The sequence below is a fragment of the Sphingomonas sp. PP-CE-1A-559 genome (assembly GCF_004340965.1).
GTDB lineage: Bacteria > Pseudomonadota > Alphaproteobacteria > Sphingomonadales > Sphingomonadaceae > Sphingomonas.
The window spans coordinates 180,525-205,387 of sequence record NZ_SLYA01000001.1 but is presented as its reverse complement, the minus strand read 5'-3'; the positions used below and the strand labels follow the sequence as shown (position 1 = coordinate 205,387).

The 24,863-nt window shown below is 66.9% G+C and carries 19 protein-coding genes; 8 read left to right on the top strand and 11 right to left on the bottom strand.

Annotated elements, in window-relative coordinates:
- Positions 1-169 precede the first annotated feature (169 nt).
- The 4 genes from C8J42_RS00870 to queG form a co-directional block, all read right to left on the bottom strand.
- Positions 170-2,131 carry a DUF2460 domain-containing protein gene (locus C8J42_RS00870; RefSeq protein WP_133018579.1) on the bottom strand — a complete coding sequence of 654 codons (1,962 nt, stop codon included), beginning with the start codon at positions 2,129-2,131 and terminating at the stop codon, positions 170-172.
- Positions 2,132-2,301: 170 nt separating this feature from the next.
- A complete protein-coding gene (locus C8J42_RS00865) occupies positions 2,302-2,991 on the bottom strand; it encodes a terminase family protein (protein ID WP_347812394.1) in 690 nt (229 codons plus the stop codon).
- Entirely contained in the window at positions 2,988-3,683 is a 696-nt protein-coding gene (locus C8J42_RS00860; protein ID WP_133018578.1) for a hypothetical protein, read from the bottom strand. The genes C8J42_RS00865 and C8J42_RS00860 overlap by 4 nt, the downstream gene beginning before the upstream one ends.
- A 179-nt stretch (positions 3,684-3,862) precedes the next feature.
- Positions 3,863-5,041 carry a tRNA epoxyqueuosine(34) reductase QueG gene (queG, locus tag C8J42_RS00855; protein WP_133018577.1) on the bottom strand — a complete coding sequence of 393 codons (1,179 nt, stop codon included), beginning with the start codon at positions 5,039-5,041 and terminating at the stop codon, positions 3,863-3,865.
- 44 nt (positions 5,042-5,085) lie between these two features.
- On the opposite strand from queG, the gene C8J42_RS00850 reads away from it, so the two are divergent.
- The 4 genes from C8J42_RS00850 to msrB all read left to right on the top strand — a co-directional run bounded on the left by C8J42_RS00850 (position 5,086) and on the right by msrB (position 9,174).
- Positions 5,086-6,012 (top strand): ATP-binding cassette domain-containing protein, encoded by a 927-nt coding sequence (locus tag C8J42_RS00850; protein WP_133018576.1) that lies wholly within the window; start codon positions 5,086-5,088, stop codon positions 6,010-6,012.
- Complete coding sequence (locus tag C8J42_RS00845; RefSeq protein WP_133018575.1) at positions 6,009-7,244, top strand: ABC transporter permease; 1,236 nt, start codon at positions 6,009-6,011, stop codon at positions 7,242-7,244. Before C8J42_RS00850 ends, C8J42_RS00845 begins: the two co-directional genes overlap by 4 nt.
- Positions 7,245-7,385: 141 nt before the next feature.
- Positions 7,386-8,624, top strand: coding sequence for a cytochrome P450 (locus C8J42_RS00840; RefSeq protein ID WP_133018574.1), 1,239 nt, complete (start codon positions 7,386-7,388; stop codon positions 8,622-8,624).
- A 61-nt stretch (positions 8,625-8,685) separates the two neighbouring features.
- Positions 8,686-9,174, top strand: coding sequence for a peptide-methionine (R)-S-oxide reductase MsrB (gene msrB, locus C8J42_RS00835; RefSeq protein WP_207897041.1), 489 nt, complete (start codon positions 8,686-8,688; stop codon positions 9,172-9,174).
- A 374-nt stretch (positions 9,175-9,548) separates the two neighbouring features.
- Here msrB and C8J42_RS00830 read toward each other — a convergent pair whose 3' ends face one another.
- From C8J42_RS00830 to C8J42_RS00815, 4 genes are all read right to left on the bottom strand, one after another.
- Positions 9,549-10,166 (bottom strand): CHAP domain-containing protein, encoded by a 618-nt coding sequence (locus tag C8J42_RS00830; protein WP_133018572.1) that lies wholly within the window; start codon positions 10,164-10,166, stop codon positions 9,549-9,551.
- Between the two features lie 137 nt (positions 10,167-10,303).
- Positions 10,304-12,184, bottom strand: coding sequence for a M1 family metallopeptidase (locus C8J42_RS00825; RefSeq protein ID WP_133018571.1), 1,881 nt, complete (start codon positions 12,182-12,184; stop codon positions 10,304-10,306).
- 204 nt (positions 12,185-12,388) lie between these two features.
- Positions 12,389-13,837, bottom strand: coding sequence for an MFS transporter (locus tag C8J42_RS00820; protein WP_243643974.1), 1,449 nt, complete (start codon positions 13,835-13,837; stop codon positions 12,389-12,391).
- Between the two features lie 10 nt (positions 13,838-13,847).
- Positions 13,848-14,675 (bottom strand): SDR family NAD(P)-dependent oxidoreductase, encoded by an 828-nt coding sequence (locus tag C8J42_RS00815; RefSeq protein ID WP_133018570.1) that lies wholly within the window; start codon positions 14,673-14,675, stop codon positions 13,848-13,850.
- Between the two features lie 131 nt (positions 14,676-14,806).
- Here C8J42_RS00815 and C8J42_RS00810 point away from each other — a divergent pair, with 131 nt between their 5' ends.
- Entirely contained in the window at positions 14,807-15,595 is a 789-nt protein-coding gene (locus tag C8J42_RS00810; RefSeq protein ID WP_133018569.1) for an SDR family NAD(P)-dependent oxidoreductase, read from the top strand.
- 165 nt (positions 15,596-15,760) lie between these two features.
- On the opposite strand, the gene C8J42_RS00805 is transcribed toward C8J42_RS00810, so the two are convergent.
- Entirely contained in the window at positions 15,761-18,016 is a 2,256-nt protein-coding gene (locus C8J42_RS00805) for an NADP-dependent malic enzyme (RefSeq protein ID WP_133018568.1), read from the bottom strand.
- Between the two features lie 287 nt (positions 18,017-18,303).
- On the opposite strand from C8J42_RS00805, the gene mutS reads away from it, so the two are divergent.
- Entirely contained in the window at positions 18,304-20,883 is a 2,580-nt protein-coding gene (gene mutS, locus C8J42_RS00800; RefSeq protein ID WP_133019168.1) for a DNA mismatch repair protein MutS, read from the top strand.
- 340 nt (positions 20,884-21,223) lie between these two features.
- On the top strand, positions 21,224-22,189 hold the full coding sequence (locus C8J42_RS00795) for a cation diffusion facilitator family transporter (protein WP_133018567.1): 966 nt from the start codon (positions 21,224-21,226) through the stop codon (positions 22,187-22,189).
- Between the two features lie 6 nt (positions 22,190-22,195).
- On the opposite strand, the gene C8J42_RS00790 is transcribed toward C8J42_RS00795, so the two are convergent.
- Complete coding sequence (locus C8J42_RS00790; RefSeq protein ID WP_133018566.1) at positions 22,196-22,843, bottom strand: hypothetical protein; 648 nt, start codon at positions 22,841-22,843, stop codon at positions 22,196-22,198.
- A 121-nt stretch (positions 22,844-22,964) separates the two neighbouring features.
- Here C8J42_RS00790 and C8J42_RS00785 point away from each other — a divergent pair, with 121 nt between their 5' ends.
- Positions 22,965-23,411, top strand: coding sequence for a hypothetical protein (locus tag C8J42_RS00785; protein ID WP_120299454.1), 447 nt, complete (start codon positions 22,965-22,967; stop codon positions 23,409-23,411).
- A 62-nt stretch (positions 23,412-23,473) separates the two neighbouring features.
- Here C8J42_RS00785 and C8J42_RS00780 read toward each other — a convergent pair whose 3' ends face one another.
- Positions 23,474-24,790 carry an Nramp family divalent metal transporter gene (locus tag C8J42_RS00780; protein WP_133018565.1) on the bottom strand — a complete coding sequence of 439 codons (1,317 nt, stop codon included), beginning with the start codon at positions 24,788-24,790 and terminating at the stop codon, positions 23,474-23,476.
- Positions 24,791-24,863: the final 73 nt, after the last annotated feature.

Sequence of the window (24,863 nt, the reverse complement as noted above, 5' to 3'; positions counted from 1 at the left end):
CTCCTCTGAAAGCATACCCTCGCCCCTCCGGGGAGAGGGAGGGGCCCGCGCGCCCTTGCGCGTGGGAGGGAGAGGGGAGTGAGGCTAGGGACACAAATCCCAACCACCCCTCACCCTTCCGTCGCCAAGCGGCTCCTCCCTCCCTCTCCCCACAGGGGAGAGGGAAAAATCACGCCTCCCGAACCTCGACCAGCGGCACACTCGCCGCCACCCCAGCCAGAAACGTAGCCCGCGCCACACTCAACCGATCCTCCGCAAACCGAACCGGCACATCGAACGCAAACCCCGCCGTCACCGTCACCCCGAGAGCAGGCGCCGCATCCAGCACCACCCACCCCCCAGCCTCGACGGAAAACGCCAAAGTCCCAACGCCCCCCGCAGCCACCGAAACACTGCCAGCAACAGGCCGAGTAATCCGCCGCTCCATCGCCCCATACGACTTCACCAAGGCAAACCGCCGCAAGACCCCATCGCCAACCCCCAAGACCTCCCCGACAGCATCGAAATCGAAAGGATCCCGCAACCGAAACCCCCGCGCCGCCCCCATCCGCGCCCGAAAGAACGCAAGCAGCACCGCGATGTCCGCCTCGCTTCGCAACCCCGGCCCGACATCATACGACGTCCGAGCCTCCGCCCACGCCGCGTTCCGAGCCTCCCGCCCCCCCGCACTCGTCAAAATCGCGGTAGAAAACCCAGGCGCCACCTCGGCCTCTCGCCCCGGACTAGCCCACCCCAAAGGCATGTTCGCCCGCTTGGCCTCCGGCGCCTTCGCCTCCAGCACGGTCGGCAAATACGTCAGCAGATGCGACACGCATCCCCCCGCTCCCAACGAAAGCGCGGCCCCTTTCACAGCCGCCACCAGCGCCGCAGTAGACGCCGCCAGGCAAACCCCCGCCGCATCCAGCGTCGCGATCTGCGCAGGCGTCTTCGACCTACGAATGCTCGCCATCTCGACCGGCGCAAACGCCGCCACCGCACTCGCATCGTAGAAGCACGGCCGCCCGTCCGGCATCACCCACCACCAGGGCTCGCCCACCTGGAACTTCGGCGCCAACCCCGCCGCCACCGCAATCCCCATAAAAGCGCGCGCGACCGCCTGGAGATACCCCATCGCCCCGCCATGCGCCGGCGACAGCAACGTCGAAGGCGGCTCCCACCCCGTCAACGCCGGCGCGCCATCCGCCGCCCGCTGCTTCCAGTCATTCCAGCAATGCGCGTCGAACAGCTCGTAACTCAGCGACCAGATCACATCGAACCCCAGCGCCTTCGCCCGCGCTGCAAAGTCCCGATGCCAAGCCGCACAGGCAACGTTCAAAACGCCCCCAACCGCCGACACGTAGAGCCCGCCGCCTGCCCCCTCGAGCCGGAAATAATGGCTCATCCCGACATAATGCGTGATGCTCTCCCGGTACCCGAGATGCAGCGCATTCCGCAGCAGCCGCGCCGGCGTCAAATTATAGCTGTCGTCATACCCCCCCGCGATCCGAACCCCGTGCTCCGGCACGACGGCATCGCCGATCGCCAACACCGACCCCGGCCCCTCGCAGACGAGATCGGTCCACTCGACCCACCCCTCGCGCGGCGCGGCCAGCGGCGCATCGACCTCGCTATACTCCGGCGGCACCACCGACACGAACATCCGGTCGATATCCCCCGCCCACACCGGATCCGCGTCCTCGGGCAGTTCATACCCGCCAACCATCGCCGCGAAATCCAGCGAAACGACCGCATCCTCCGGCGTCCCGACCGCATAATTCCACAACCGCACATACCAGGACCGAGCGCGCCCCGCCGCATCCCGCCCCTCGATCGTCAAGGTCGGGCCATTGATGGCATCCAACGCCATCACCCCCGAAGACCGCCACCGAAACCGCAACCGACAGTCCCGAAAATCCCGCGAAGTCTCGTACTTGAGCAAAGGATGATCGAAGCGATCCACCGCCTCCCAGATCACCCCCGCCAGATCGTCAGCCTTATAAAACACCGCATCCACCCGCAGCGCGTCAGGACCGACAGTCACCACCGACGCCATCATCGGCCGCGGAAAATCCACCGTCCAGAACCGAGGATCGAACCGAGAAACAAGCCCCTCGACCTGCACAGTCCGCCCCGAGCAAAGCCAATGCGCCATAAGATCCTCCTCACTATCCCTCGCCCCTACGGGGAGAGGGAGGGGCCCGCGCGCCCTTGCGCGTGGGAGGGAGAGGGGAGTGAGGCTAAGGACACCAATCCCAACCACCCCTCACCCTCCCGTCGCAAGCGCTCCTCCTTCCCTCTCCCCCAAGGGGAGAGGGTAAGCCATTACTCCACCGCCAAAGCCGCCTTCACCGCTCTCGCCACCTGCCGGCTCGACTGCGCCAACACCCCAGGCACACTCCCACCAGCCGCATTGACGGTAATAGCCAACCGCAAGCCCATCATCAGATTGTCCCAGGTCGCATCGCCGTAGCGCCACTTCGCCAGTTCGTCGCACCACGCCCAGCCATGCTCGGGCCCACGCAACGCTTCCGGCGCCTCCGCCGAATACGCATAGGCCTTCGCACCATTGCCGAAATGCACTTCGCCGACCGCACTGCGCCACGTCAGCGCCTCGTTGTCGTGCGCCACCGCGATCAAGCCGCTCTCGCCCTGCACCATCACGCGCCGCACATCGTCAATCGTCGCCCCGACCAGCGCGATCCGCGCGGTCGGATCGTCGCGCGCGATCTGGCTCACCCACTCCGCGCCCGCCCGAGTCTTGCCGAATCCGCGCCCCGCCCGGATCAGCCAGATCCGCCAGTCGCCCTCGGGTGGATATTGCCCGTCATGCGCCCAATGCCGCCACCGATCGCGCAACTCGTTGCGTTGACCGACCGACAGCTTCCGCATGATCCCGGCACGGTGCACCACCGGCAGGTCGGCCAGCTCCGCCACCAGGTCGCGTTCGACCGTGGCTACCGGCGCCGGGCCGATCGCCCCCGGATCGCCTTCGCCGCTTCCCGAGCGCGTCAAGAGGCGAGCGCCTGGCGCCGCGCCAGCGAGTCCAGCAGCTTCAGCAATGCGGCATCGGTCTCCACCGATGTCGCCCGACAGGTCTGGCTGGACTGGCGCCCCCGTGCCTCGCGCGCGCGATGCTGGTTCAGCATCGCCAGCGCGAACTGGATCGCCGTCACGCTCGACAGCTTGATCAGCCCCGCACCGGGCACCGCAGCCCCGCCCCGGAGCTTTTCACCGCCGCCTTCTTCGACGGCACCCGCGTCTTCGACGGCATCAGCCTCCCCGACGGCACCAGCGTCGCCGACCGCCACCGTCTCGTTGCGGGGCGCCTCCACACCCCCATCGCTCGGGTCGTCGTCGCCCTGCCCGCCAAGACGCCCGTCATCGCGATTCAGAGAGGCGAGCGACGTCGCCAACAGCAGTTCCTCCAACCGGTCATATCCGCGCGACAACGCCGCCTGCCACGCTGCGGCAAACGCAGGATCGTGCGAGCGGCGGTGATAGGCTCCGCCAAGCGACATCCCCACCACGACGACAGACGTGGTCACGTTGCCGGTCATCGCCAATTCCTCGAGAAACGTGGCTTGCCGCTCGAGTGTCCATTCCTTCGCCCGGGGTTTCCGGGCCACAAGAACCCGGTTCTTCCCACCCGTGATGACCATCCTGCCGACCTTCGCGTTCCCGGCCGCCTTGCTCTTGATCCCCATGCCGCGCCCCCGCTTGCCTGCACCGCACCGCCAAACGCAGAAAGCCGGCGACGATTAAGGCTCCCGCCCCGATCGTCCCGGCTTCCAGAGCCAGACCGCCCGGCCCGACTCGCTAGTTTTCGATGTTCCCGTTATGTGCCAGACGAGCGTGACGATGTCAAGGTAATTAACCCGTTTGGTTACTCGCCAGCGGGTGGCTCGACTAGAGGCGCGACACGATCGACCGCGGCCGCCCCCCATTCACCCAGCACGCCCTGATCGCCCTCGTCCGCCAACCGACGCCCGCGCTCGCTGCCCCAGCGCACGCTATCCAGTCTCCGCAATGCCCATATCGCCGCACCCCGAACGACCGGCGAGTCGTCGCTCAACAGTTCGACGACGGCCTCGACGAGGCCAGGATCGCTACTGTTCCCCGCCGCCATCAAGGCATTGCGGATCATCTTGGCACGACCGATGCGCTTGATCGGCGAGCCCGCGAACACCGTGCGGAAGCTCGCATCGTCCAGCGCCAGGATGTCGGCAAGTTCCGGCGCAACCAACTCCGCACGAGGATGAAACGCCAGGTTCGCGTTGGCCGCGGCAGCGAACTTGTTCCAGGGGCAGACGGCCAGGCAATCGTCGCAGCCATAGATGCGGTTGCCGATCGCGGCGCGGAATTCGTGCGGGATCGGGCCGGCATGCTCGATCGTCAGGTAGGAGATGCAGCGACGCGCATCGAGCTGGTACGGCCGCGGGAACGCCGCGGTCGGGCATGCGGTCTGGCACGCGTCGCAACTGCCGCAGGTGTCGACGCCGCCCTTGTCGGGTTCAAGATCGAGCGTCGTGTAGATCGCGCCGAGGAACAGCCAGCTGCCATGCTCGCGACTGACGAGATTGGTGTGCTTGCCCTGCCAGCCGAGCCCGGCGGCTTCGGCGAGCGGCTTTTCCATCACCGGCGCAGTGTCGACGAAGACTTTCAAATCGAACGGCGGCAAGTCGCGCCCCGCTTCCGCCGCCAGCCACCGCCCGAGCGCCTTCAACTGCCGCTTCACGACGTCGTGATAATCCGGCCCCTGCGCATAGACCGAGATCCGGCCCACCCCGCCCTCCTCCGCGAGCCGCAACGGACCGTCCTTTGGCGCATAGCTCATGCCGAGCGCGATGACGCTGCGCACTTCGGGCCAGAGGCCGGCGGGGCTTTCGCGGTGGTGCTTGCGCTCCTCCATCCAGATCATGTCGCCGTGGCGCCCGTCGGCGAGCCACTGGTGGAGCCGTTCGCCCGCGCGCGGCGCCGCGCCTGCATGCGCGATCCCGCACGCGACGAAGCCCAGTTCCGCCGCTTTGGCCTTGAGCCTGTGTTCCAGCTTGTCTTGCGCCACGTCCGCCCGCTACCACGACGCCACCCTCGGGAGGAAGATTGCGCGTGAACGATGAATGGGCGGTCACCGCGAACGGGATCGTGAAGCGGTTCGGCGATCGGCGCGTGGTCGACGGGGTGGACATGATGGTGCCACGCGGCTCGGTGTACGGCGTGCTCGGGCCGAACGGCGCGGGCAAGACGACGACGCTGCGCATGCTGCTCGGGATCATCGAGCCCGACGAGGGTAGCCGCACGCTGCTCGGCTACGACAATCCGCGCGATGCGAGCGACCGGGTCGGCTATCTCCCCGAGGAGCGCGGGCTGTATCCAGCGATGAAGGCGCGCGAGGCGATCGCGTTCCTGGGAGCGTTGCGCGGGCTCGACTGGAAGACCGGGCGCGAGCGGGCGGTGGTGCTGATGGAGGCGGCAGGACTTGGCCATGCGGTCGACGAGAAGATCCGGAAGCTGTCGAAGGGCATGGCACAGCTGGTGCAGTTGCTCGGCTCGGTCGTGCACCAGCCCGACCTGCTGGTGCTCGACGAGCCGTTTTCGGGGCTCGATCCGGTCAACCAGGAGCGGCTGGAGAAGCTGATCCTCAACGAACGCGACCGCGGCGCGACGATCCTGTTCTCGACGCATATCATGAGCCATGCCGAGCGGCTGTGCGACCGGCTGGCGATCATCGCCGGCGGCAAGCGGCGCTTCGAAGGTACCGTGGCCGATGCGCGGGGGATATTGCCGCAACGGGTGCATTATACGCCGCATCGGCCTGATCCGGCGGTTCGCGGTGTGTTGCCAGCGGATGCGGTGGCGGACGGGGATAGCTGGCGGTTCGAGCTGCCGAACGAAGGAATCGAGAGCTTGCTCGTGAGACTGATCGACGCGGGATACGGGATTTCGGGACTGTCGATCGAGCGGCCCGGCTTGCACGAGGCGTTCGTCCGGATCGTCGGTCAGCATGCGGACGTCGCGAAGGAGAATGCGGCATGAGCCGTTTTCGCCGGACTCTCCGCCAGACGTTCACGATCGCGCGCCGCGACTTCATCGCCACGGTGTTCACCCCGATATTCCTGCTGTTCCTGTTCGCGCCGGTCATCATGGGATCGTTCGGCGCGATCGGTGGACTGGGCGCGGCGAGCGTCAGCGGCGGCGCACAGGACAAGACGCGGATCATCGCGATCGTCTCCGCCGCCACCGCGCGGCCGATCGACGACGCCGACGAGCGCCTGCGCGGCATGTTCCGCGACGAGGAAGCCCCGCCCGAACTGTCGATCGTCGCGCCCAAAGCCGACCCCGCGGCGCAGGCGCGCGCGGCGTTCGAGACGAAGGATGTCGACGCGTCCGCGGTGCTGTACGGGCCGCTGAATGCGCCGCAGATCCTGTACGGGCCGCGCGGGCGTCGCTCGGCGGATTATCTCGGGCTGCTCGCACAGACGACGCTGGCCGCGCAGAAACTCGGCGGCACGCTGCCGACGATCGCCGCGACCAAGACGCAGGTCACGCGCTCGACCACCTCGGTCGGTGGCCAGCACCAGTCGGCGTTCTTCGCGGTGTTCGGGATCTTCTTCCTGACGCTGTTCCTGTCGGGCCAGGTCGTCGGAACGATGGCCGAGGAGCGCAACAACAAGGTGATCGAGGTGCTCGCCGCCGCGGTGCCGCTCGAGTCGGTGTTCTTCGGCAAGCTGATCGGGATGTTCGGCGTCGCGGTGCTGTTCGTCGCGTTCTGGGGCACCGTCGTCACGCAGATCACGTCGCTGATGCCCGCCGCCGCCGCGGTCGCGCTGGGCGACCTGACACCTGCGGTGGGCGCGCCGATGTTCGCGCTGCTGTTCGCGGCGTATTTCAGCATGGCGTATCTGCTGCTCGGGTCGGTGTTCCTCGGCGTCGGCGCGCAGGCCACGACGATGCGCGAAATCCAGATGCTGTCGCTGCCGATTACGATCCTGCAGGTCGCGATGTTCGGACTGTCCTCCGCGGCGGTCTCCCACCCCGGAAGCTGGCTCGCCACCGCCGCCGAACTGTTCCCCCTCTCCTCGCCATTCGCAATGGCCGGCCGCGCGGCAAACTCGCCCGAACTGTGGCCACACGTCGCCGCACTCGGGTGGCAGGCCCTGTGGGTGACGATCTTTATAACGGTGGGGGCGCGTCTGTTCCGCCGCGGCGTGCTGCAATCGGGAAGTGCTAGGCCGTTCTGGCGGCGCAAAGCCAAGGCAGTCGCTTAATTGTTCTCCTGCGAACGCAGGAGCCCAGGGTAACGAACGCCATCCCTCGCGGTCCTGGACTCCTGCGTTCGCAGGAGAACGGAGCCTATTGACATAAGTGTCAGCAAAGCCTCTCCTGCGGCAAAACACGGGAGAGAAACGATGGCGACTCTGGTAAGAGACGTGGCGCAACAGACGGTCGATCCACTCGACGTGAGCCGCGCCGAACTCTACCGCGACGACCTCTGGCAGGCGCCGTTCGCGCAACTCCGCGCCGAGGCCCCCGTCCACTATGTCGAGCAGTCCGACTACGGCCCCTATTGGTCGGTCTCCACCTACAAGGGCATCGTCGAGGTCGAATCGCTCCCCGACCTCTACTCCTCCGAAGCGGGCGGGATCACGATCGCCGATTTCGTCGCCGAGCGCGACGTCCGCATGCCGATGTTCATCGCGCGCGATCGCCCCGTGCATACCGGCCAGCGCCGCACCGTCGCACCCGCCTTCACCCCCAGCGAGATGACGCGAATGTCGGGCGATATCCGCAGGCGTACCGCAGACATGCTCGACAGCCTGCCGTGGAACACGCCGTTCGACTGGGTCGATACCGTCGCGATCGAACTCACCACGCAGATGCTCGCGATCCTGTTCGACTTCCCTTGGGCGGACCGACGGAAGCTGACCCTATGGTCGGACTGGGCAGGCGATATCGAGATCGTCAAGAACGAGGAGCTACGCGGCCAGCGGCTCGCGTACATGTTCGAATGTGGATCGTATTTCAAAGGCTTGTGGGACGCGAAGATCGACAAGGAGCCGACGCCCGACCTGATCTCGATGATGATCCACTCGGACGCGATGAGCCACATGGATCACAACGAGTTCATCGGGAACCTCATCCTGCTGATCGTCGGCGGCAACGACACGACGCGCAATTCGATGTCCGCGCTCGCCTACGGCCTCGACAAGTTCCCCGAGTCGCGCACAAAGCTGGAAGCGGACCCGACGCTGATCCCCAACGCGGTGAGCGAGATTCTGCGCTGGCAGACGCCACTCGCACACATGCGCCGCACCGCGACCGCCGATGCGGAATTGATGGGCCAGCGGATCAAGGCGGGCGACAAGCTCGCGCTCTGGTACATCTCGGCGAACCGCGACGAGAGCGTGTTCGGCGACGATGCGGACGCGATCGTGGTGGATCGCCCGAACGCGCGGCGGCATCTGGCGTTCGGCCACGGCATCCACCGCTGCGTCGGTGCGCGTCTCGCCGAAATGCAGATCGCGATCCTGCTGGAGGAAATGGCGACCCGCCGCATGCGCATCAACGTGCTGGCCGAACCGACGCGGGTCGCCGCGTGCTTCGTCCACGGCTATCGCACGCTACCAGTGGAAATCAGCAAATACTGAGGCTTGGCGTAACCTTATCGGGTGGTTCGACCGTACCTATATCCGAACCATGGAGACGAACATGACCCAGGACCGCCGCGCTTTCCTCACGCTTGCCGGAGCAGGCGTCGCCGGCTTCGCGCTCTGGGGATGCACGTCGCAACCCGCGCAGGCTGCCGAGCGGTTCGAGGTGACGCTGACCGACGCGCAGTGGCGCAAGAAGCTGTCGCCCGACGCGTACAACACGCTGCGCAAGGAAGCGACGGAAGTGCCCTATTCCAGTCCGCTCAACGGCGAGCATCGCGCGGGGATCTTCTCGTGCGGCGGGTGTGCGTTGCCGAACTTCTCGTCGAAGACCAAGTTCGAGAGCGGCACAGGCTGGCCGAGCTTCTGGCAGCCACTGCCGAATGCGGTCCGGACGCGGGTGGATTCGACAATGGGGATGGGGCGGACCGAGGTGCATTGTCGGCGGTGCGGCGGGCATCTCGGGCACGTGTTCGACGATGGTCCGAAGCCGACGGGGAAACGCTATTGCATGAATGGCGACGCGCTGACGTTCAAGGCGGCTTGAGGGCGCTCATTGAACGTATGCGGCGCGTAACACTGCTGAGCAAATAGAGTGTTCCCCCGCGAAGGCGGGGGTCCAGACTAGGCTCCCGCCTTCGCGGGAGAACAAGAAGGTGGCAGAGCAGTGATCGCCCTCAGAAGACACCACCCCGGCGAACGCCGGGGTCCAGTTGGGGGACGTGGCTAACGAAGGTGGCGGTCTGTTACCGCGACCTTTCCAACTGGGCCCCGGCCTTCGCCGGGGAGGTGGCCTTTGGGGAAAGGTGGAGGCGCCTAACTGTCAGGGGGCGGTCAGTAGCTAAACGCTAGACTAACGACGTAGAAAACAAGTGCCGTGGATGCCGGACCGAGCCCCGCACTTCACCGCACGGAAAAACCTCAGTTCGCCTCGTTTACCAGCGTAAAGATCCCGCGCGGATCGGTCGGGCCGTGCTGGATCGTCGCAAGCTGCGCAGCATTGGCGCGCTGCGTTGCAGAAACGGTGTGGCTCGCACTCGCCATCTGGTACGAAGGCTGGGCATCGAGCGTATCGCCAGCAGGCGCGTGGCCCGAATAGATGAAACCCTTGGTCGGATAGGCCGAGGTACCGAGGTCGCCCTGCGGGCCGTACCAGACCTTGACCATGCTCCAGTCACCGGCGGGCGAGACGTCGATCGCGCGGACGTTGGTCTCGATCGCACCGGGGCGCGACCAGTTGGCATGCGTAAGGAGGACTTCGCGGTCGCTGACGACCTTCGAGACCATCGCGACATGGCCGACGCGCATCCGCGAGGTCGGCGAGAAGGCGAGGACCGAGCCGGCCTTCGGGGTGTGGCCACGCTCGTAACGACCCTCGGCCTGGCTCCACCAGGTGTTCGCGTTGCCGCGGATTTCGATCCCCGAAACCGAGCGGGCGAACGTCACGCACTGCCAGAACTGAGCCGCAGCAGGGGTGGCCGTCATCAGGCCGCACGATACCACCAGCGCAAAACGCGCTGCTAACGCCTTGAAATTCATCGAGACCCCCCGGCCAAAACCCGTTTGTCGCAGTCTGGCTACGGGAGGTTCGATTTAATTGGAACCCGTGCGGGAACCATATCCGACGAAGCGTGTTACCGCGCCGACCAACGCCCCGAATGGCCAGCCAGACTGGCTCAGTTCATGAGTTTCCAACCGGTTATGCGGTCCACGGTGACCTGCGTGACCGCATGATAGCCCGGTCGCGCCTTGCCGTAGATGTCCATCGCGAGCTTGTGACCCCAGTCGCCCGCATCCATCAGCTGCTGGAACAGCGGCGCGACGAACTTCCGCCGGCCCTGCGAGGTCAAGAATTGCTCGACCGAGGCGTCGGCGGGCGCATAGTGATTGGCAAGCGCGAGTTGCAGCCAGGCGAAGCGGATCTCGGCGTTGCCCGTCGTGTTCCAACCGAACGCGGTATCGAGCGTCTTCAACCGCTCGGCCGGGAGTTTCCGCGGGAGCTGCGTGATGAACCGCGTGATCTCCTGCGTTGTAGCCTTGCCGGGCACGCCCGAGACGGGACCACCCGCGGCATACGCCTTCGCCGCCGCATCGACCGCGGGGAACGCCGCGGATGTGACATGCACCGCGTTCGCCGGGATACCGGGGCTGTAGACCCAGGTGTCGACGCCGATCGTCCTGGCTTCGGCGGGAGTCAGCAGCTTCGACTTGAGGTCGGTCAGGAAGCCCGCGCTAGTCTGCGGCTGGAAGGCGTGGCGGTCGAAATAGCTGCGGAGATACGCGTCCCACCGTGCGCGGCCGACCTGCTTCTCGATCGTGCGGAGGAAGGCCGCGCCCTTGTCGTAGGCGATCTGCGTCATGCCGTCGTCGGGATCGCGCGCGGCGTCGAGGTCTAGGTGGAGTTGCGTGTCCTTCGCGGCGGGGCCGCCGGCGTCCTTCACCGCGGCAAGCATGTCGGTCCAGGCGAGGTCGGCCTCCATGTCGGCGCGGCGCTTGCCGTAGAGCGCTTCCATGATCCGGTTCTCGAAATAGCTGGTAAAGCCTTCGTTGAGCCAGAAATCGTCCCAGGTCGCGTTGGTGACGAGGTTGCCCGACCAGCTGTGCGCGAGTTCGTGCGCGATCAGCGAGACGAGGCTGCGGTCACCGGCGATCGCGGTCGGCGTCGCGAAGGTGAGCGTCGGGTTCTCCATGCCGCCGAACGGGAACGACGGCGGCAGGACCAGCACGTCGTAGCGGCCCCAGCGATACGGGCCGTACAGCCCCTCGGCGGCGGCGACGAACTTCTCGAGCTCGCCGAACTCGTACGCGGCCTTGGGGAGCGTCGCGGGTTCGGCCCAGATCCCGGTGCGCGGGCCGGTCGACTTGAACGCGATGTCGCCGACGGCGAGCGCGATCAGGTACGGCGCGACGGGCTTGTCCATCTTGTATTCGAAGGTGCAGCGATCCGCGACACAGGTGGGCTTGCCGGTCGCGAGCCCGCTCATCACCGCGGTGAGTTGCTTGGGAACGGCGATCTTGGCCTCCCAGGTCTGGCGGATGCCGGGGGAGTCCTGCGTCGGGATCCAGCTGCGGTTGAGGATCGCCTCGCCCTGGCTGAACAGGAAGGGCTGTTTCTTGCCGGCGGTCTGCGCGGGGGTGAGCCATTGCAGCGCCTTCGCGTCGGGAGACGAGGCGTAGGCGATGCGGATCTTCTTGGCGCCGTTGAGCGTGACGGTCAGTGGCGCGCCGTGGATCTTGTCGACTGTGCCGACCGAGTAGGGGAGCGGCTTGCCGGCGGCGTCGGTGATGTTGACGATCTTGAGGCCGTTGTCGTCGAGCACGACCTGCTTCGCGCCGGGGGCCGCGAGGATGTCGAGCGTGGCGATGCCGCGGATCACGTGGGTGTCGAAGTCGGCGGCGAGATCGAGCGCGACGTGCGTGACGCGCGCCTCGGCGGGGCGGGCGTAGCTGTGCGGGTCGTGCGCGTCGGGGGTGGTGAAGATGGGGGCGATCGTCTGCGCGACGGCGGGGGATGCGAGGACGAGACCGAGGGCGGTGGCTATAGCGGGGACGCGCATGGGAACTCCGATGTCGCCGTTCCAAGGGGGAAGGCCAAGCGTCGGTCCTACCGCCCTGCCACTCTCGCTGGAAGAGCGGCGGTCATCGTCCTGCTCCCCTCCCTGAAAGGGAGGGGTTGGGGGTGGGTCGGCCTGTTGGCCGACGGAGCGATCGACAAGCGGCCGACCCACCCCCGGCCCCTCCCTTTCAGGGAGGGGGGAAGATTAGGGTTCTCGTGGGGCTGCGTCGACGATGGGCGCGCCGGCCAGTCGCGCCAACCGCGCCTCGTGCTCCACCCGCCCGAACGGAAAGCGGGAGAAGAAGAACGCCGAGACGCACGCCAGCACGATATAAAGACCGGCGTAGATCAACGTCAGCCGATCGATCGTCTCCACCGGCACGGTCCCGGGCGTCGCCTTAGCCGGGAACCCCGCCACCGCGAGGATCATCCCCGCGAAGAAAATCCCGATCCCGCTCGTGCATTTCTGGACGAAGAACGAGCCTGCGAAGAACACGCCTTCCGACCGCCTACCTGTCTTCGCCTCCGAATCCTCGACCACGTCGGCCATCATCGACGCGCCGAGAATGAACCCGGTGACGTTCGACGCGGTGCCGAGGATGAAGAACCCGAACAGCATCGGCAGTAGCGCGGACTCGCCGACCTCCGGAAACACGCCAAGCATCCGCAGCCAATAGGGCGACGTGTTGAGCGCCGCACCCAGCAGCACTGCGCCCATCGCCGCCTTGGGCTTGCTCCCCGTCCTACCAAGCCGGGGCGCAGCGAGGAACGCGAGGAACACGCCCGAGAACAGAGCGATCGTCAAATAGACGAACACCGGACCCTTGAAGCCCCAGACATAGGTGTAGAGGTAGTTCGACATCGCATAGCTGATGCCCTGGATCGTGTACGCGCACACCCCCGCCGCCATCAGGATCGCGAACGCGCGGTTCTTCACGGTCTGGCGCAGTTCGGCGAAGGACTCGCGCAAGGTCTGCTTGGCGATCGGCGGGTTTGGCAGGTGCCTGATCTCGTGATGCGTGCCGAGCGCGGAAACGAGGATCGCGACGCCGATGAAGATCGCCCCCGCCAATGCGAAGCCGCCATAGCCGGCGCGATTGAGCAGGCCGTTCGGGAACGCCGCGGTGGGCGCGAGGAAATACTGGTACGCCGACAACAGCATCAGCAACCCGCCGACCCAGCCGAACAGATAGCGATACGCCATGATCCGCGTGCGCTCGTCATACCCCGACGTGAGCTCGGGCGTCAGCGCGACCGAGGGGACCTCGTAGCAACTCACCGCGCTGCGCACGATCACCGCCATGACGAACAGCCAGACGAGCGTCTGCGGCTCCGACATTATCGCAGGCGGATTCCACAGCAGCAGCCAGCCGATCATGATCGGTAGCGCGGATGCATACATCCACGGGTGCCGCCGGCCCCATTTCGTCCGCGTGCGATCGGAGAAGAAGCCCACCGCCGGATCGACGAACGCATCGATCAGCAGCGCCAGCATGATGACGAGCCCGACGGTGGCGGACGGGAGCCCGACAACCTGGTTGTAGAACAGCAGCAGGAACGTGCCGAACCCGGCGTCCTTCACCCCGTACGCGACCGCGCCGAAGCCGTAGCTCGCCATCGTGCCGTTGGAGAGGCGGCGGGCGGGTGCACTCATGACGCGGCGGTCACTTCAATTTGTCGAGCATGGCGAACAGCGAGGGTTGCGCAGGGTCCCAACTCGGCCGCGTGCCGATCGTCATGCCGCCATCCACGAGGATTTGCGTGCCGGTGATGAAGCTCGCGTCGTCGCTGGCGAGAAACGCGACCGCGGCGGCGATGTCCTCGCTGGTGCCGGGGCGGCGGATCGGCTGTGCGTCGGCGGCGATATGCGCGATCATCGCATCGGCCTGCGACGTCTTGGCGGCGTCGAGTTCGAGCGTGCGCGTGAAGATGTTGGTGACGATGAAGCCGGGCACGACCGCGTTCACGCGGATCTTGTGCTGCGCGAGATCGGCGGCGGCTTGCTTGGTGAGGTGGAGTACGCCGGCCTTGGCGGTGGAATAGGCGGTCGGCGCGTAGCCGGTGCCGAGCGCGGACACCGACGAGGTGTTGACGATCGCGCCGCCGCCGCGCTTCGCCATCAGCGGTGCTGCGTAGCGGATGCCGAGCGCGACCGAGCGCAGCAGCAGCGCCTGCGTCCGGTCCCAATCCTCGGGCGAAATCTCACCGATCGGATCGCGCGAGCCGCCCGCGCCGGCGTTGTTGAACAGGATATCAAGCCCGCCCGCATCGTCGGCGGTCTGCATCAGCGCCTCGATATCACCGGCCTCCAGCACGTCGGTGCGCTGGAACAGGATGCGGCCGCCCGATGCGTCGGCGATCGCGCGGCCGCCGGTCTCGTCGATGTCGCCGATCAGGACGGTCGCGCCTTCGTCGGCGAGTCGAAGCGCGGTCGCTCGGCCGATACCCGACGCACCGCCGGTCACGACGGCCCGCTTGCCTGAAAACCTCACACGCTCTCTCCTGCTCTTTTGGCGAGCATAGTACGGGCTTCGCACTCGTCAATGACGCCTCGTTCGAAAGACGGGTTTGCGGCGGGCGGCGCTCGGCGATACCAAGCGGGCAAACATTCGGAGGATGCGTGATGGATACGACCAACCTGTTCCGGCTCGACGGCCGCGTCGCGCTGATCACCGGCGGCAGCCGCGGGATCGGCAAGATGATCGCCGCCGGCTTCATCGCGCAGGGGGCGAAGGTGTATATCTCGTCACGCAAGGCCGATGTGTGCGAGGCGGCGGCCGCGGAACTCGGGCCGAACTGCATCGCGTTGCCACAAGATGTCTCGACGGTGGCGGGGTGCAAGGCGCTGGCCGCGCAGTTCGCCGAGCACGAGACGAAGCTCGACATCCTGGTGAACAATGCGGGCGCGGCGTGGGGCGTGCCGTTCGAGGAGTTTTCCGAGGTCGGCTGGGACAAGGTCATGGACCTGAACGTCAAGTCGCCGTTCTTCCTGACGCAGGCGCTGCATGCAGCGCTGAAGGCGTCGGGCTCGCGCGAGAAGCCTGCGAAGGTGATCAACATCACCTCGATCGACGGACAGCGGCTGAACCCTTGGGAGACGTACAGCTATCATGCGTCGAAGTCGGCGCTGATCTACCTGACGAAGCGGATGGCGGCGCGGCTGGTGACGGATTCAATCAACGTGACGTCGATCGCGCCGGGGGCGTTTGCGAGCGACATGAACAAGGCGGCGCGCGATCACGGCGATGCGGTGGCGCAGGGGATCCCGGCGAAGCGGGTCGGGGTGGACGAGGATATGGCTGGGGCGGCGATCTACCTGGCCAGCCGCGCGGGGGATTATGTGATCGGGGAGACGATCACGGTGGATGGCGGCCTGGTGCACGCTTCGCTGGGCACAAGCATCGACGCCTGAGGTTCTGCGTCCCTCGCCCCTCCGGGGAGAGGGAGGGAGGAGCACTTGCGACGGAAGGGAGAGGGGCCGTTGGGATCAACCGTCCCGAGCCTCACGCCCCTCTCCCTTCCCACGGCAAGTGCCGCGGGCCCCTTCCCTCTCCCCGTAGGGGCGAGGGACTTTTAGTTAGCGCGCTATGCCGCCGGCAGCGAGAACGGCCAGCGTAACCAGTTCGCTCGCCGTGCTCGTCATCGGCGCAACCTGAACCGGCTTTTCCATCCCGATGAGCATCGGCCCGATCACCGAATCCCCACCCAGTTCCCGCAACAACTTCGCCGAGATATGCGCGGACTGGAGGCCGGGCATGATCAGGACGTTCGCCGGCCCCGACAGTCGCGCAAACGGATAGTTCGCCAGCTGCTTCGGGTTCAGCGCGACATCCGGCGCCATCTCGCCCTCATACTCGAACCCGACCTTCCGCCCGTCGAGCACCGTCACCGCATCGCGGATGTTGTCGAGCCACTCCCCCTTCGGATTGCCGAAGTTCGAATAGCTTAGGAACGCCACGCGAGGCTCATGCCCCATCCGCCGCGCGACTGCCGCCGTCTGTTCGGCGAAGTCGGCCAGCTGCTCGGCGGTCGGGCGTTCGTTGACGGTGGTATCGGCGATGAACACCGTGTGGCTCTGCCCGACCAGCAAATGGATGCCGAACGGCGTCTTCCCCGCAGCCGGATCGATCACGCGGTAGATCTGGCGCATCGTCTCGCCGTAGGTGCGGGTGATGCCGGTAATCATCGCGTCGCCTTCGCCGAGCTGGAGCAGCAGCGCGCCGAAGATATTGCGGTCCTGGTTGACCATCCGTTCGCAATCGCGGCGCAGGTACCCGCGACGCTGGAGCCGCGAATACAGGAAGTCGACCATCCGCGGAACGAGCGGCGAGACGCGGCTGTTGTGGAGTTCGAAGCTCTCGGGATCGGTGACGCCGAGTGCGCGCAACCGGTCAGGCACGTCGTCGCGGCCGACCAGGACGGGCGTGCCATAGCCGCCTTCCTTGAACGCGATCGCGGCGCGGAGGACGACCTCTTCCTCCCCCTCCGCGAAGATCACGCGCTTGGGATGCGCGCGGGCGCCTTCGTAGGCCATCGACAGGACCGAGGTGGTCGGGTTGAGGCGGGCACGGAGCGAATGGCGGTAGGCTTCAATGTCGAGGATCGGCTTGGTCGCGACGCCCGAAGCCATCGCCGCCTTGGCCACCGCGACGGGGACGACCTCCATCAGGCGGGGATCGAACGGCGCGGGGATGATGTACGTCGGGCCGAAGCTGTGGCTGACGCCGTACGCGGCGGCGACTTCCTCGGGCACGCGTTCGCGCGCGAGTTCGGCGATCGCGTTGGCCGCGGCGATCTTCATCGCGTCGTTGATGCCGGTCGCGCGGACGTCCAAGGCACCGCGGAAGATGAACGGGAAGCCGAGCACGTTGTTGACCTGGTTCGGATAATCCGAGCGCCCGGTCGCGACGATGGCATCGGGGCGCGCGGCCATCGCCAGTTCGGGGCGGATCTCCGGCTCGGGGTTGGCCATAGCGAAGATGATCGGCGCGGGGGCCATGTCCTTGACCATCTCGGGCGTCAGCGATCCCGCCGCGGAGAGCCCCAGGAACACGTCGGCGCCGACCAACGCCTCGGTCAGCGTGCGCGTTTCGGTCACCGCCGCGTGCGCCGACTTCCACTGGTCGACGCCCTCGCGCCCCTGGTAGATCACGCCTTTCCGGTCGCAGAGGATGACGTTGTCGCTGCGCACGCCCATCGCCTTGACGAGCTCGGTGCAGGCGATCGCCGCCGCGCCGGCGCCGTTGACGACGATCTTGACCTCGGACAGTTTCCGCCCCGTCAACAAACACGCGTTGATCAGGCCGGCGGCGGTGATGATCGCGGTGCCGTGCTGGTCGTCATGGAAGACCGGGATGTTCATCCGTTCGCGCAGGGCCTGCTCGATGATGAAGCATTCGGGCGCCTTGATGTCCTCGAGGTTGATCCCGCCGAACGTCGGCTCCATCAGCTCGACCGCGTCGATGAAGCGGTTCACGTCCTCGGTCTTCAGCTCGATGTCGATCGCGTCGACGTCGGCGAAGCGCTTGAAGAGCACCGCCTTGCCTTCCATCACCGGCTTGCTGGCGAGCGGCCCGAGATTGCCCATGCCGAGGATCGCGGTGCCGTTCGAGATGACCGCGACGAGGTTACCCTTCGCGGTATAGTCGTAGACGGTCGCGGGATCGTCGTAGATCGCCTGCACCGGCACCGCGACGCCGGGCGAATAGGCGAGCGCGAGATCACGCTGCGTCGCCATCGGCTTCGACGCGATGATCTCGATCTTCCCCGGGCGGCCTTCCGAATGGAAGAGCAAGGCTTCGCGTTCGGAAAATTGCAGCGTTTCGTCGGACATGGGCGGGCCTCGCGCGGTCGTTGGGATTTAAGGCACCTTCTAGGCAGGCGATCTACATCCGTCACCCCGGACACTTCGCCCATCCCCTCACAGCACCACCCCGGCGAAGGCCGGGGTCCAAATGGAAAGGTAGTCGTAACAGCGCGCTGCGCTCCGTTATTACCGTCCCCCAATTGGGCCCCGGCCTTCGCCGGGGTGGTACCAGGACAAGGAAGCCGTCCAATCGGATGACGAACCCGCAAACTCCCGCTAGATCGACGCCGATGTCGCACCCCGCCCCTACCCCCATGATGACGCAGTATCTCGGCCTGAAGGCGGAGGCGCAGGATTGCCTGTTGTTCTACCGGATGGGCGATTTCTTCGAATTGTTCATGGACGATGCGCGGGTCGCGGCGGGGGTGCTCGACATCGCGCTGACCGCACGCGGCGAGCATGAGGGCAAGCCGATCCCGATGTGCGGCGTGCCGGTGCATGCGGCGACGGTGTACCTCCAGCGGCTGATCAAGGCCGGGCACCGCGTCGCGATCGCAGAGCAGGTCGAGAGCCCGGCGGAAGCCAAAGCCCGCGGTGGATCGAAGGCGCTCGTCGCACGCGCGATCGTCCGGGTGGTGACGGCGGGGACACTGACCGAGGAGGCATTGCTCGACGCGCGCTCGGATAACTGGTGCGTGGCGATCGGCGAGGCGGGCGGGTCGGTGGCGATCGCCGCGGCGGACGTGTCGACCGGGCGGTTCGAGATCGTCGAAGTTGCGGGCGATGCGGTCGAGGCGGAACTCGCGCGGCTCGGTGCGGCCGAAGTTGTTGCATCGGAGGCTAGCGCGTTCGAGGAGGCGGCTACCACGCTGCGGCCGAAGATCGACTTCGACAGCGGCGCGGGCGAGGCTCGGCTGAAGCGACTATACGGCGTAGCCACGCTCGACGGGTTCGGACAGTTCGGACGCGCGGGGCTGGCCGCAGCCGGAGGCTTGGTCGCGTATCTGGAGCATAATGCGAAGGGCACGATGCCCTTCCTGCGCCCCCCGCGGATCGGCCGAGCGGCGGAGACGATGGCGATCGACGCCGCGACCCGCGAGAGCCTGGAGTTGACCTGCACCACCGGTGGCGTGCGAAAGGGCAGCCTGCTCGACGCGGTCGACCGGACCGTGACGGGGGCCGGCGCGCGGTTGCTCGGCGCGGATCTCGGTGCGCCGTTGATGGACAAGGCGGCGATCGATGCGCGGCTCGATCTGGTGCGGCTGTTCCATGACGACCAGGCGGTGCGCGAGCGGTTGCGGTCGACGTTGCGGGCTTTGCCTGACATCGGGCGCGCGCTCGGGCGGCTGGCGGCGGGACGTGGCGGTCCGCGCGATCTGGGGCAGTTGCGCGACGGGCTCGACGGCGCGTGGAGCCTTGGCGAGCGGATGGATGCGATCGTCGACCCGCCGGTGCTGCTCCGGGACATCGCGCCGAGATTGCGCGGACATGGCGCGCTGATCGACCTGCTCAAGCGCGCGCTGGTGCCGTCGCCGCCGATCGAGGCATCGGACGGCGGGTATATCGCGGCGGGCTATGATGCCGCGCTCGACGACCTGCGCGATACAGGCGCTGGCGGACGGCGGGCGATCGCCGCGCTGGAGGCGGAGTTCCGCACCGCGACCGGCGTCACCGCGCTGAAGATCCGCCACAACGGCGTGCTCGGCTATCATGTCGAGGTCCCCGCGCGCGCGGCGGACCCGTTGATGAAGCCCGAGAGCGGTTTCACGCATCGCCAGACGCTCGCGGGCGTGGTGCGGTTCAATACGCCTGCGCTGCACGAGGTCGCGGCGAAGGTGTCGCAGTCGGGCGCGCATGCACTGGCCGCGGAGGCGGCGCATCTGGAGGAACTGACCGCGCAGGCGTTGGCCGTGCGCGAGGCGATTGCGGCAACGGCCGATGCGCTCGCGCGGCTCGACGTCGCGGCGGGACTGGCGGAGCGCGCGGCGGAAGGCGCCTGGGCGCGGCCTTCGCTGGTCGATCACGCGTGTTTCGAGATCGAGGGCGGCCGGCATCCGGTGGTCGAGGCGGCGGTGGCCAAGTCGGGCGACCGGTTCGTCGCCAACGACTGCAATCTGTCGGAGGCGTCGCGGCTGTGGCTCGTCACCGGCCCGAACATGGGCGGTAAATCGACGTTCCTCCGCCAGAACGCACTGATCGCGGTGCTCGCGCAGGCCGGGTCCTACGTGCCTGCGACCAAGGCCACCCTGGGCCTGGTCGACCGCCTGTTCAGCCGCGTCGGTGCGTCGGACAATCTCGCCCGCGGCCGCTCCACCTTCATGGTCGAGATGGTCGAGACCGCGGCGATCCTCGCGCAGGCGACGCCGCGCTCATTCGTGATCCTCGACGAGGTCGGGCGCGGCACCTCGACCTATGACGGCCTCGCGATCGCCTGGGCAGTGGTCGAGGCGATCCACGAAGACAACCGGTGCAGGTGTCTGTTCGCAACGCATTATCACGAGCTGACGCGGTTGGCGGAGCGCTGCGAGGCGCTGTCACTGCATCACGTCCGCGCGCGCGAGTGGAAGGGGGAGCTGGTGCTGCTCCACGAGCTCGCCGACGGGCCGGCGGATCGGAGCTATGGCCTCGCGGTCGCGCGGCTGGCGGGGATGTCGCCGATCACGGTGGCGCGCGCGAAGGCGGTGCTGGCAAAGCTCGAGGCCGGGCGTGCGAAGACGGGGGGGCTGGCGGCTGGGCTGGACGACCTGCCGTTGTTCGCCGCCGCCGCGCAGGTCGAGGAGGCGGCGTGCGACGTGTTGCGCGAGGATCTGGCGAAACTCGACATCGACGCGATGAGTCCACGGGATGCGCTGGACGCACTGTACCGGTTGAAGGCACTTGCGAACGAGGGCTGACTGCTCCCACCGTCATGCCGGACTCGTTCCGGCATCCACCGTTCCGCATGGTCGAGAGAATTGAATGCGCGAGACGGTGGGCCCCGGCCTCCGCCGGGGTGACGGAGTGAGTTGGTGGCAAGGTAAGCTGCTCCCCTCCCTGGAAGGGAGGAGTTGAGGGTGGGTCGGGTCCCGCATGTCCTTACGGTTGCGGCAAAAACGCGCCAACCCACCCCCTGCCCCTCCCTTCCGGGAGGGGGGACTGCTGCGTGATTGGCGACGTGCGAGAATGTCTCTCACGTCCTAGTATCTCACGATACGTCGATGCTAGGCGGCGGCCGAATTTAGCGGAGCGCGGGCTTTGGGCGGACATCATCACGGGCACGACCATTCGCATGGTCACTCACACAGCCACGGCGGGGGCCACTCGCACGGCGGCCACAGCCACGCCCCGGCGTCGTTCGACCGCGCCTTCGCGATCGGTATCGGGCTCAACATCGTCTTCGTCGTGGTCGAAGCGATCGTCGGCCTGCGCATCGACTCGGTCGCGTTGCTCGCCGACGCGGGCCATAACCTGTGCGACGTGCTCGGCCTCGTCGTCGCCTGGGGCGGCACGATGCTCGCGCGCACCGCACCGACCAAGCGCTACACCTACGGGCTGAAGGGCTCGACGATCCTCGCCGCGTTGGCCAACGCGCTGCTGCTGCTGGTAGCACTCGGCGCGATCGTGCTCGAGGCGTCGCAGCGCTTCTCCGATCCTGCACCCACCGCCGGCCTCACCGTGTCGATGGTCGCGGGCATCGGCATCGCCGTCAACGCGTTCACCGCGTGGATGTTCGCGCATGGCCGCAAGGGCGACGTCAACATCCGCGGCGCGTACCTCCACATGGCCGCGGACGCGCTCGTGTCCGCGGGCGTGGTGATCGCCGGCTTCGTGATCTGGCGCACCGGCCTCACCTGGATCGACCCCGCGGTGAGCATCGTCATCGCGGTCCTGATCTTCTGGCAGACCTGGGGCCTGCTCCGCGAAACCGTCGAGATGTCGCTGTCCGCCGTCCCCCGCGGAATCGAGTTCGACCATGTCGACGAGGCGCTGTGCGGCCTGCCCGGCGTCACCGAGATCCACGATCTCCACATCTGGCCGATGAGCACCACCGAACCCGTCCTCACCGCGCACCTCGTGATGCCCGGCGGCCACCCCGGCGACCAATTCCTCAGCAACGCCAGGACGATGCTCCACGACAAATTCGGCATCGGCCACGCTACGTTGCAGGTCGAGACGGGGAGCGGCCACGACTGCTCGATGGCCAGCCCCGACAAGGTCTGACGCACGTTAGATGAAGTGGAAGTCCGCCTTCGCGCGGCTGGTTTCGCCTTCCAGCGCCTGGTCGCGGCAAGGCCCGTCACGGTCGACCCAGTGCAGGAAGAGATGCGCCGACCAGCCGTTAGGGTTTGGCGTCATCCGGCCGTGGCGGTGATGCACGCCCTGGTACAGGACCGCATCGCCGACCTCCATCGCGATTCCCGCATATGGTTCCGCGCCGAAGTCGTCGGTAACGCGCGCACTCGGCTCGGTCCGCTCCGTGCCGACCTCCAGATCCCAGGGCGCGCCGTCGCTGTAATCGAGCGTCAGCGACAGGCTGTGCTCGCATGCCTGGCGGTCCGAATGCACCATGCAGACGTCGCCCTCGCGGTAGATCCGGAAATAATCATAGGTCGGCAACAGGTCGCGCCCGACGAGCTGACTCACGATCGGCGTCAGTCCCCAGAGGAATTGCAACATCGGCGGATATTGCCGGCCGTAAACCTCGAACGCGGCACGCTTCAGCAGATTGGGATGCTGCGTGACCTTGCTCAGATCCACCCGGTCCAGCGCCAGATCCTGCTTCAACCGGCGGAGGAAAGCATCGGTCACCTCGACCGGTATCAGTCCGCGAAGATGTGCGAACCCGTCGTCACGATAGTTGCCGTCGACCTTCATCGCTCGATTGCTATCGGCCGGTGCAAACCGGTGCAAGCCCTCGGCCACCCGCATGGATGTCGAAGAATGAACTTTTACGGAGCGGCGCAAGTTACACCGGCATAGATCAGGAGATTATCCCATGAAGAAGCATCTTATCGCAGCGTTGATGTCGGTCGCCGTCGCAGCGCCGGCCATGCTGCCGACCGCCGCGACGGCACAGCGTTACGACGATCGCCGCGACAATAACGACCGTCGGGATCGTGACGACCGCCGTTTCAACAACGACCGCCGCGGCAACGATCGCAACTGGCGTGGCGACGACCGCAACTGGGATCCGTCGAACAGCTATCGTGACGGCAAGTACCGTGAGCGCCGCCTCGGCCGCAACGACCGGATCTATCGTGGTCGCGACGGCCGCGCCTATTGCAAGCGCAACGACGGTACGACCGGCCTCGTGATCGGCGCACTCGGCGGCGGCGCGCTGGCCAACCTGATCGGTGGCGGCACGCTCGGCACGCTGGCAGGTGCCGGTGGCGGCGCACTGCTCGGCCGTTCGGTCGACCGCGGCAACGTGAAGTGCCGTTAAGCTTCAGTCCAAGCTAGCCAATGACGAAACGGCGGCCGAGCGATCGGCCGCCGTTTTCGTGTTTAGAGCATTCCGTACAGCAGCGTGCCGTTCAGCCCGATGATCACCGCGGCGATCACCCAGGCGAGGATTTTCAGCCACCCCGGGCTGACCAGATCACCCATGATCGTGCGGTCGCCGGTGAACTTGACCAGTGGCACCACCGCGAACGGGAGTTGCAGGCTGAGCACGACCTGACTCAGCACCAGCAGCTTCGTCGCTCCGGCATCACCCGAAGCACCGACCACGAACACCGCGGGCACGATCGCGAGCAGCCGCGTCACCAGCCGCCGCGCCCAGACCGGCATGCGCAGGTTGAGGAACCCCTCCATCACGATCTGCCCCGCAAGCGTGCCCGTGACCGTCGAGTTCTGTCCCGACGCCAGCAACGCGACCGCGAACAACACGCTCGCCGCCCCCATCCCGAGCATGGGTGCAAGTAGCTGGTACGCCTGGTCGATCTCGGCAACGTCGGTGCGCCCGGCAACGTGGAAGGTCGCCGCCGCAAGGATCAGGATCGCCGCATTGATGAAGAAGGCGAGACCCAGCGCGACGGTGCCGTCGATCGTCGCCATCGTGATCGCGTCACGCTTGCCCGCGGTGTCCTTGGCAAAGGCGCGCGTCTGGACGATCGACGAGTGGAGATACAGGTTGTGCGGCATCACGGTCGCGCCGAGGATGCCGATCGCGATGTAGAGCATCGCCGGGTTGGTGACGATCTGCGTCGTCGGAACGAGCCCGCCAAGCACGCCCGCCCACTCGGGTCGCGCCAGGAACAGCTCGAAGATGAAGCACCCCGCGATGATCACGAGCAACGCGACGACGAACGCCTCGAGCTTGCGGAAGCCGAAGCGTTGCAGCGCGAGGATCAGGAACACGTCGAGCGCGGTGAGGACGACGCCGTAGACCAACGGCAGCCCGAACAGCAGTTTCAGCGCGATCGCGGTGCCGAGCACTTCGGCGAGGTCGCAGGCGATGATCGCGATCTCGCAGAGGAACCAAAGCGCGACGGAGACCGGCTTCGAATAATGCGCGCGGCAGGCCTGGGCGAGGTCGAGCCCGGCGACGATGCCGAGGCGCGCGGAGAGCGCTTGGAGCACCATCGCCATCAGGTTCGACAGCAGCACGACCGACAGCAACGTGTACCCGAACGCCGAGCCACCGGCGATGTCGGTCGCCCAGTTGCCCGGGTCCATATAGCCGACCGCGACGAGGTAGCCCGGCCCTACGAACGCGAACAGGCGGCGCCAGAACGACGCGCCTTCGGGGACGACGACGGTGCGGTGGCTCTCGGCGAGCGAGTTGGCGAAGCCGGACGCGGGGAGATTGGGGGCTGACATCGGGGGGTGCTTTGCCGGAACGAGGGGAAGGGGACAAGGCGTGGCTGGCGAGTCGGGCGACAACGCGTTCACC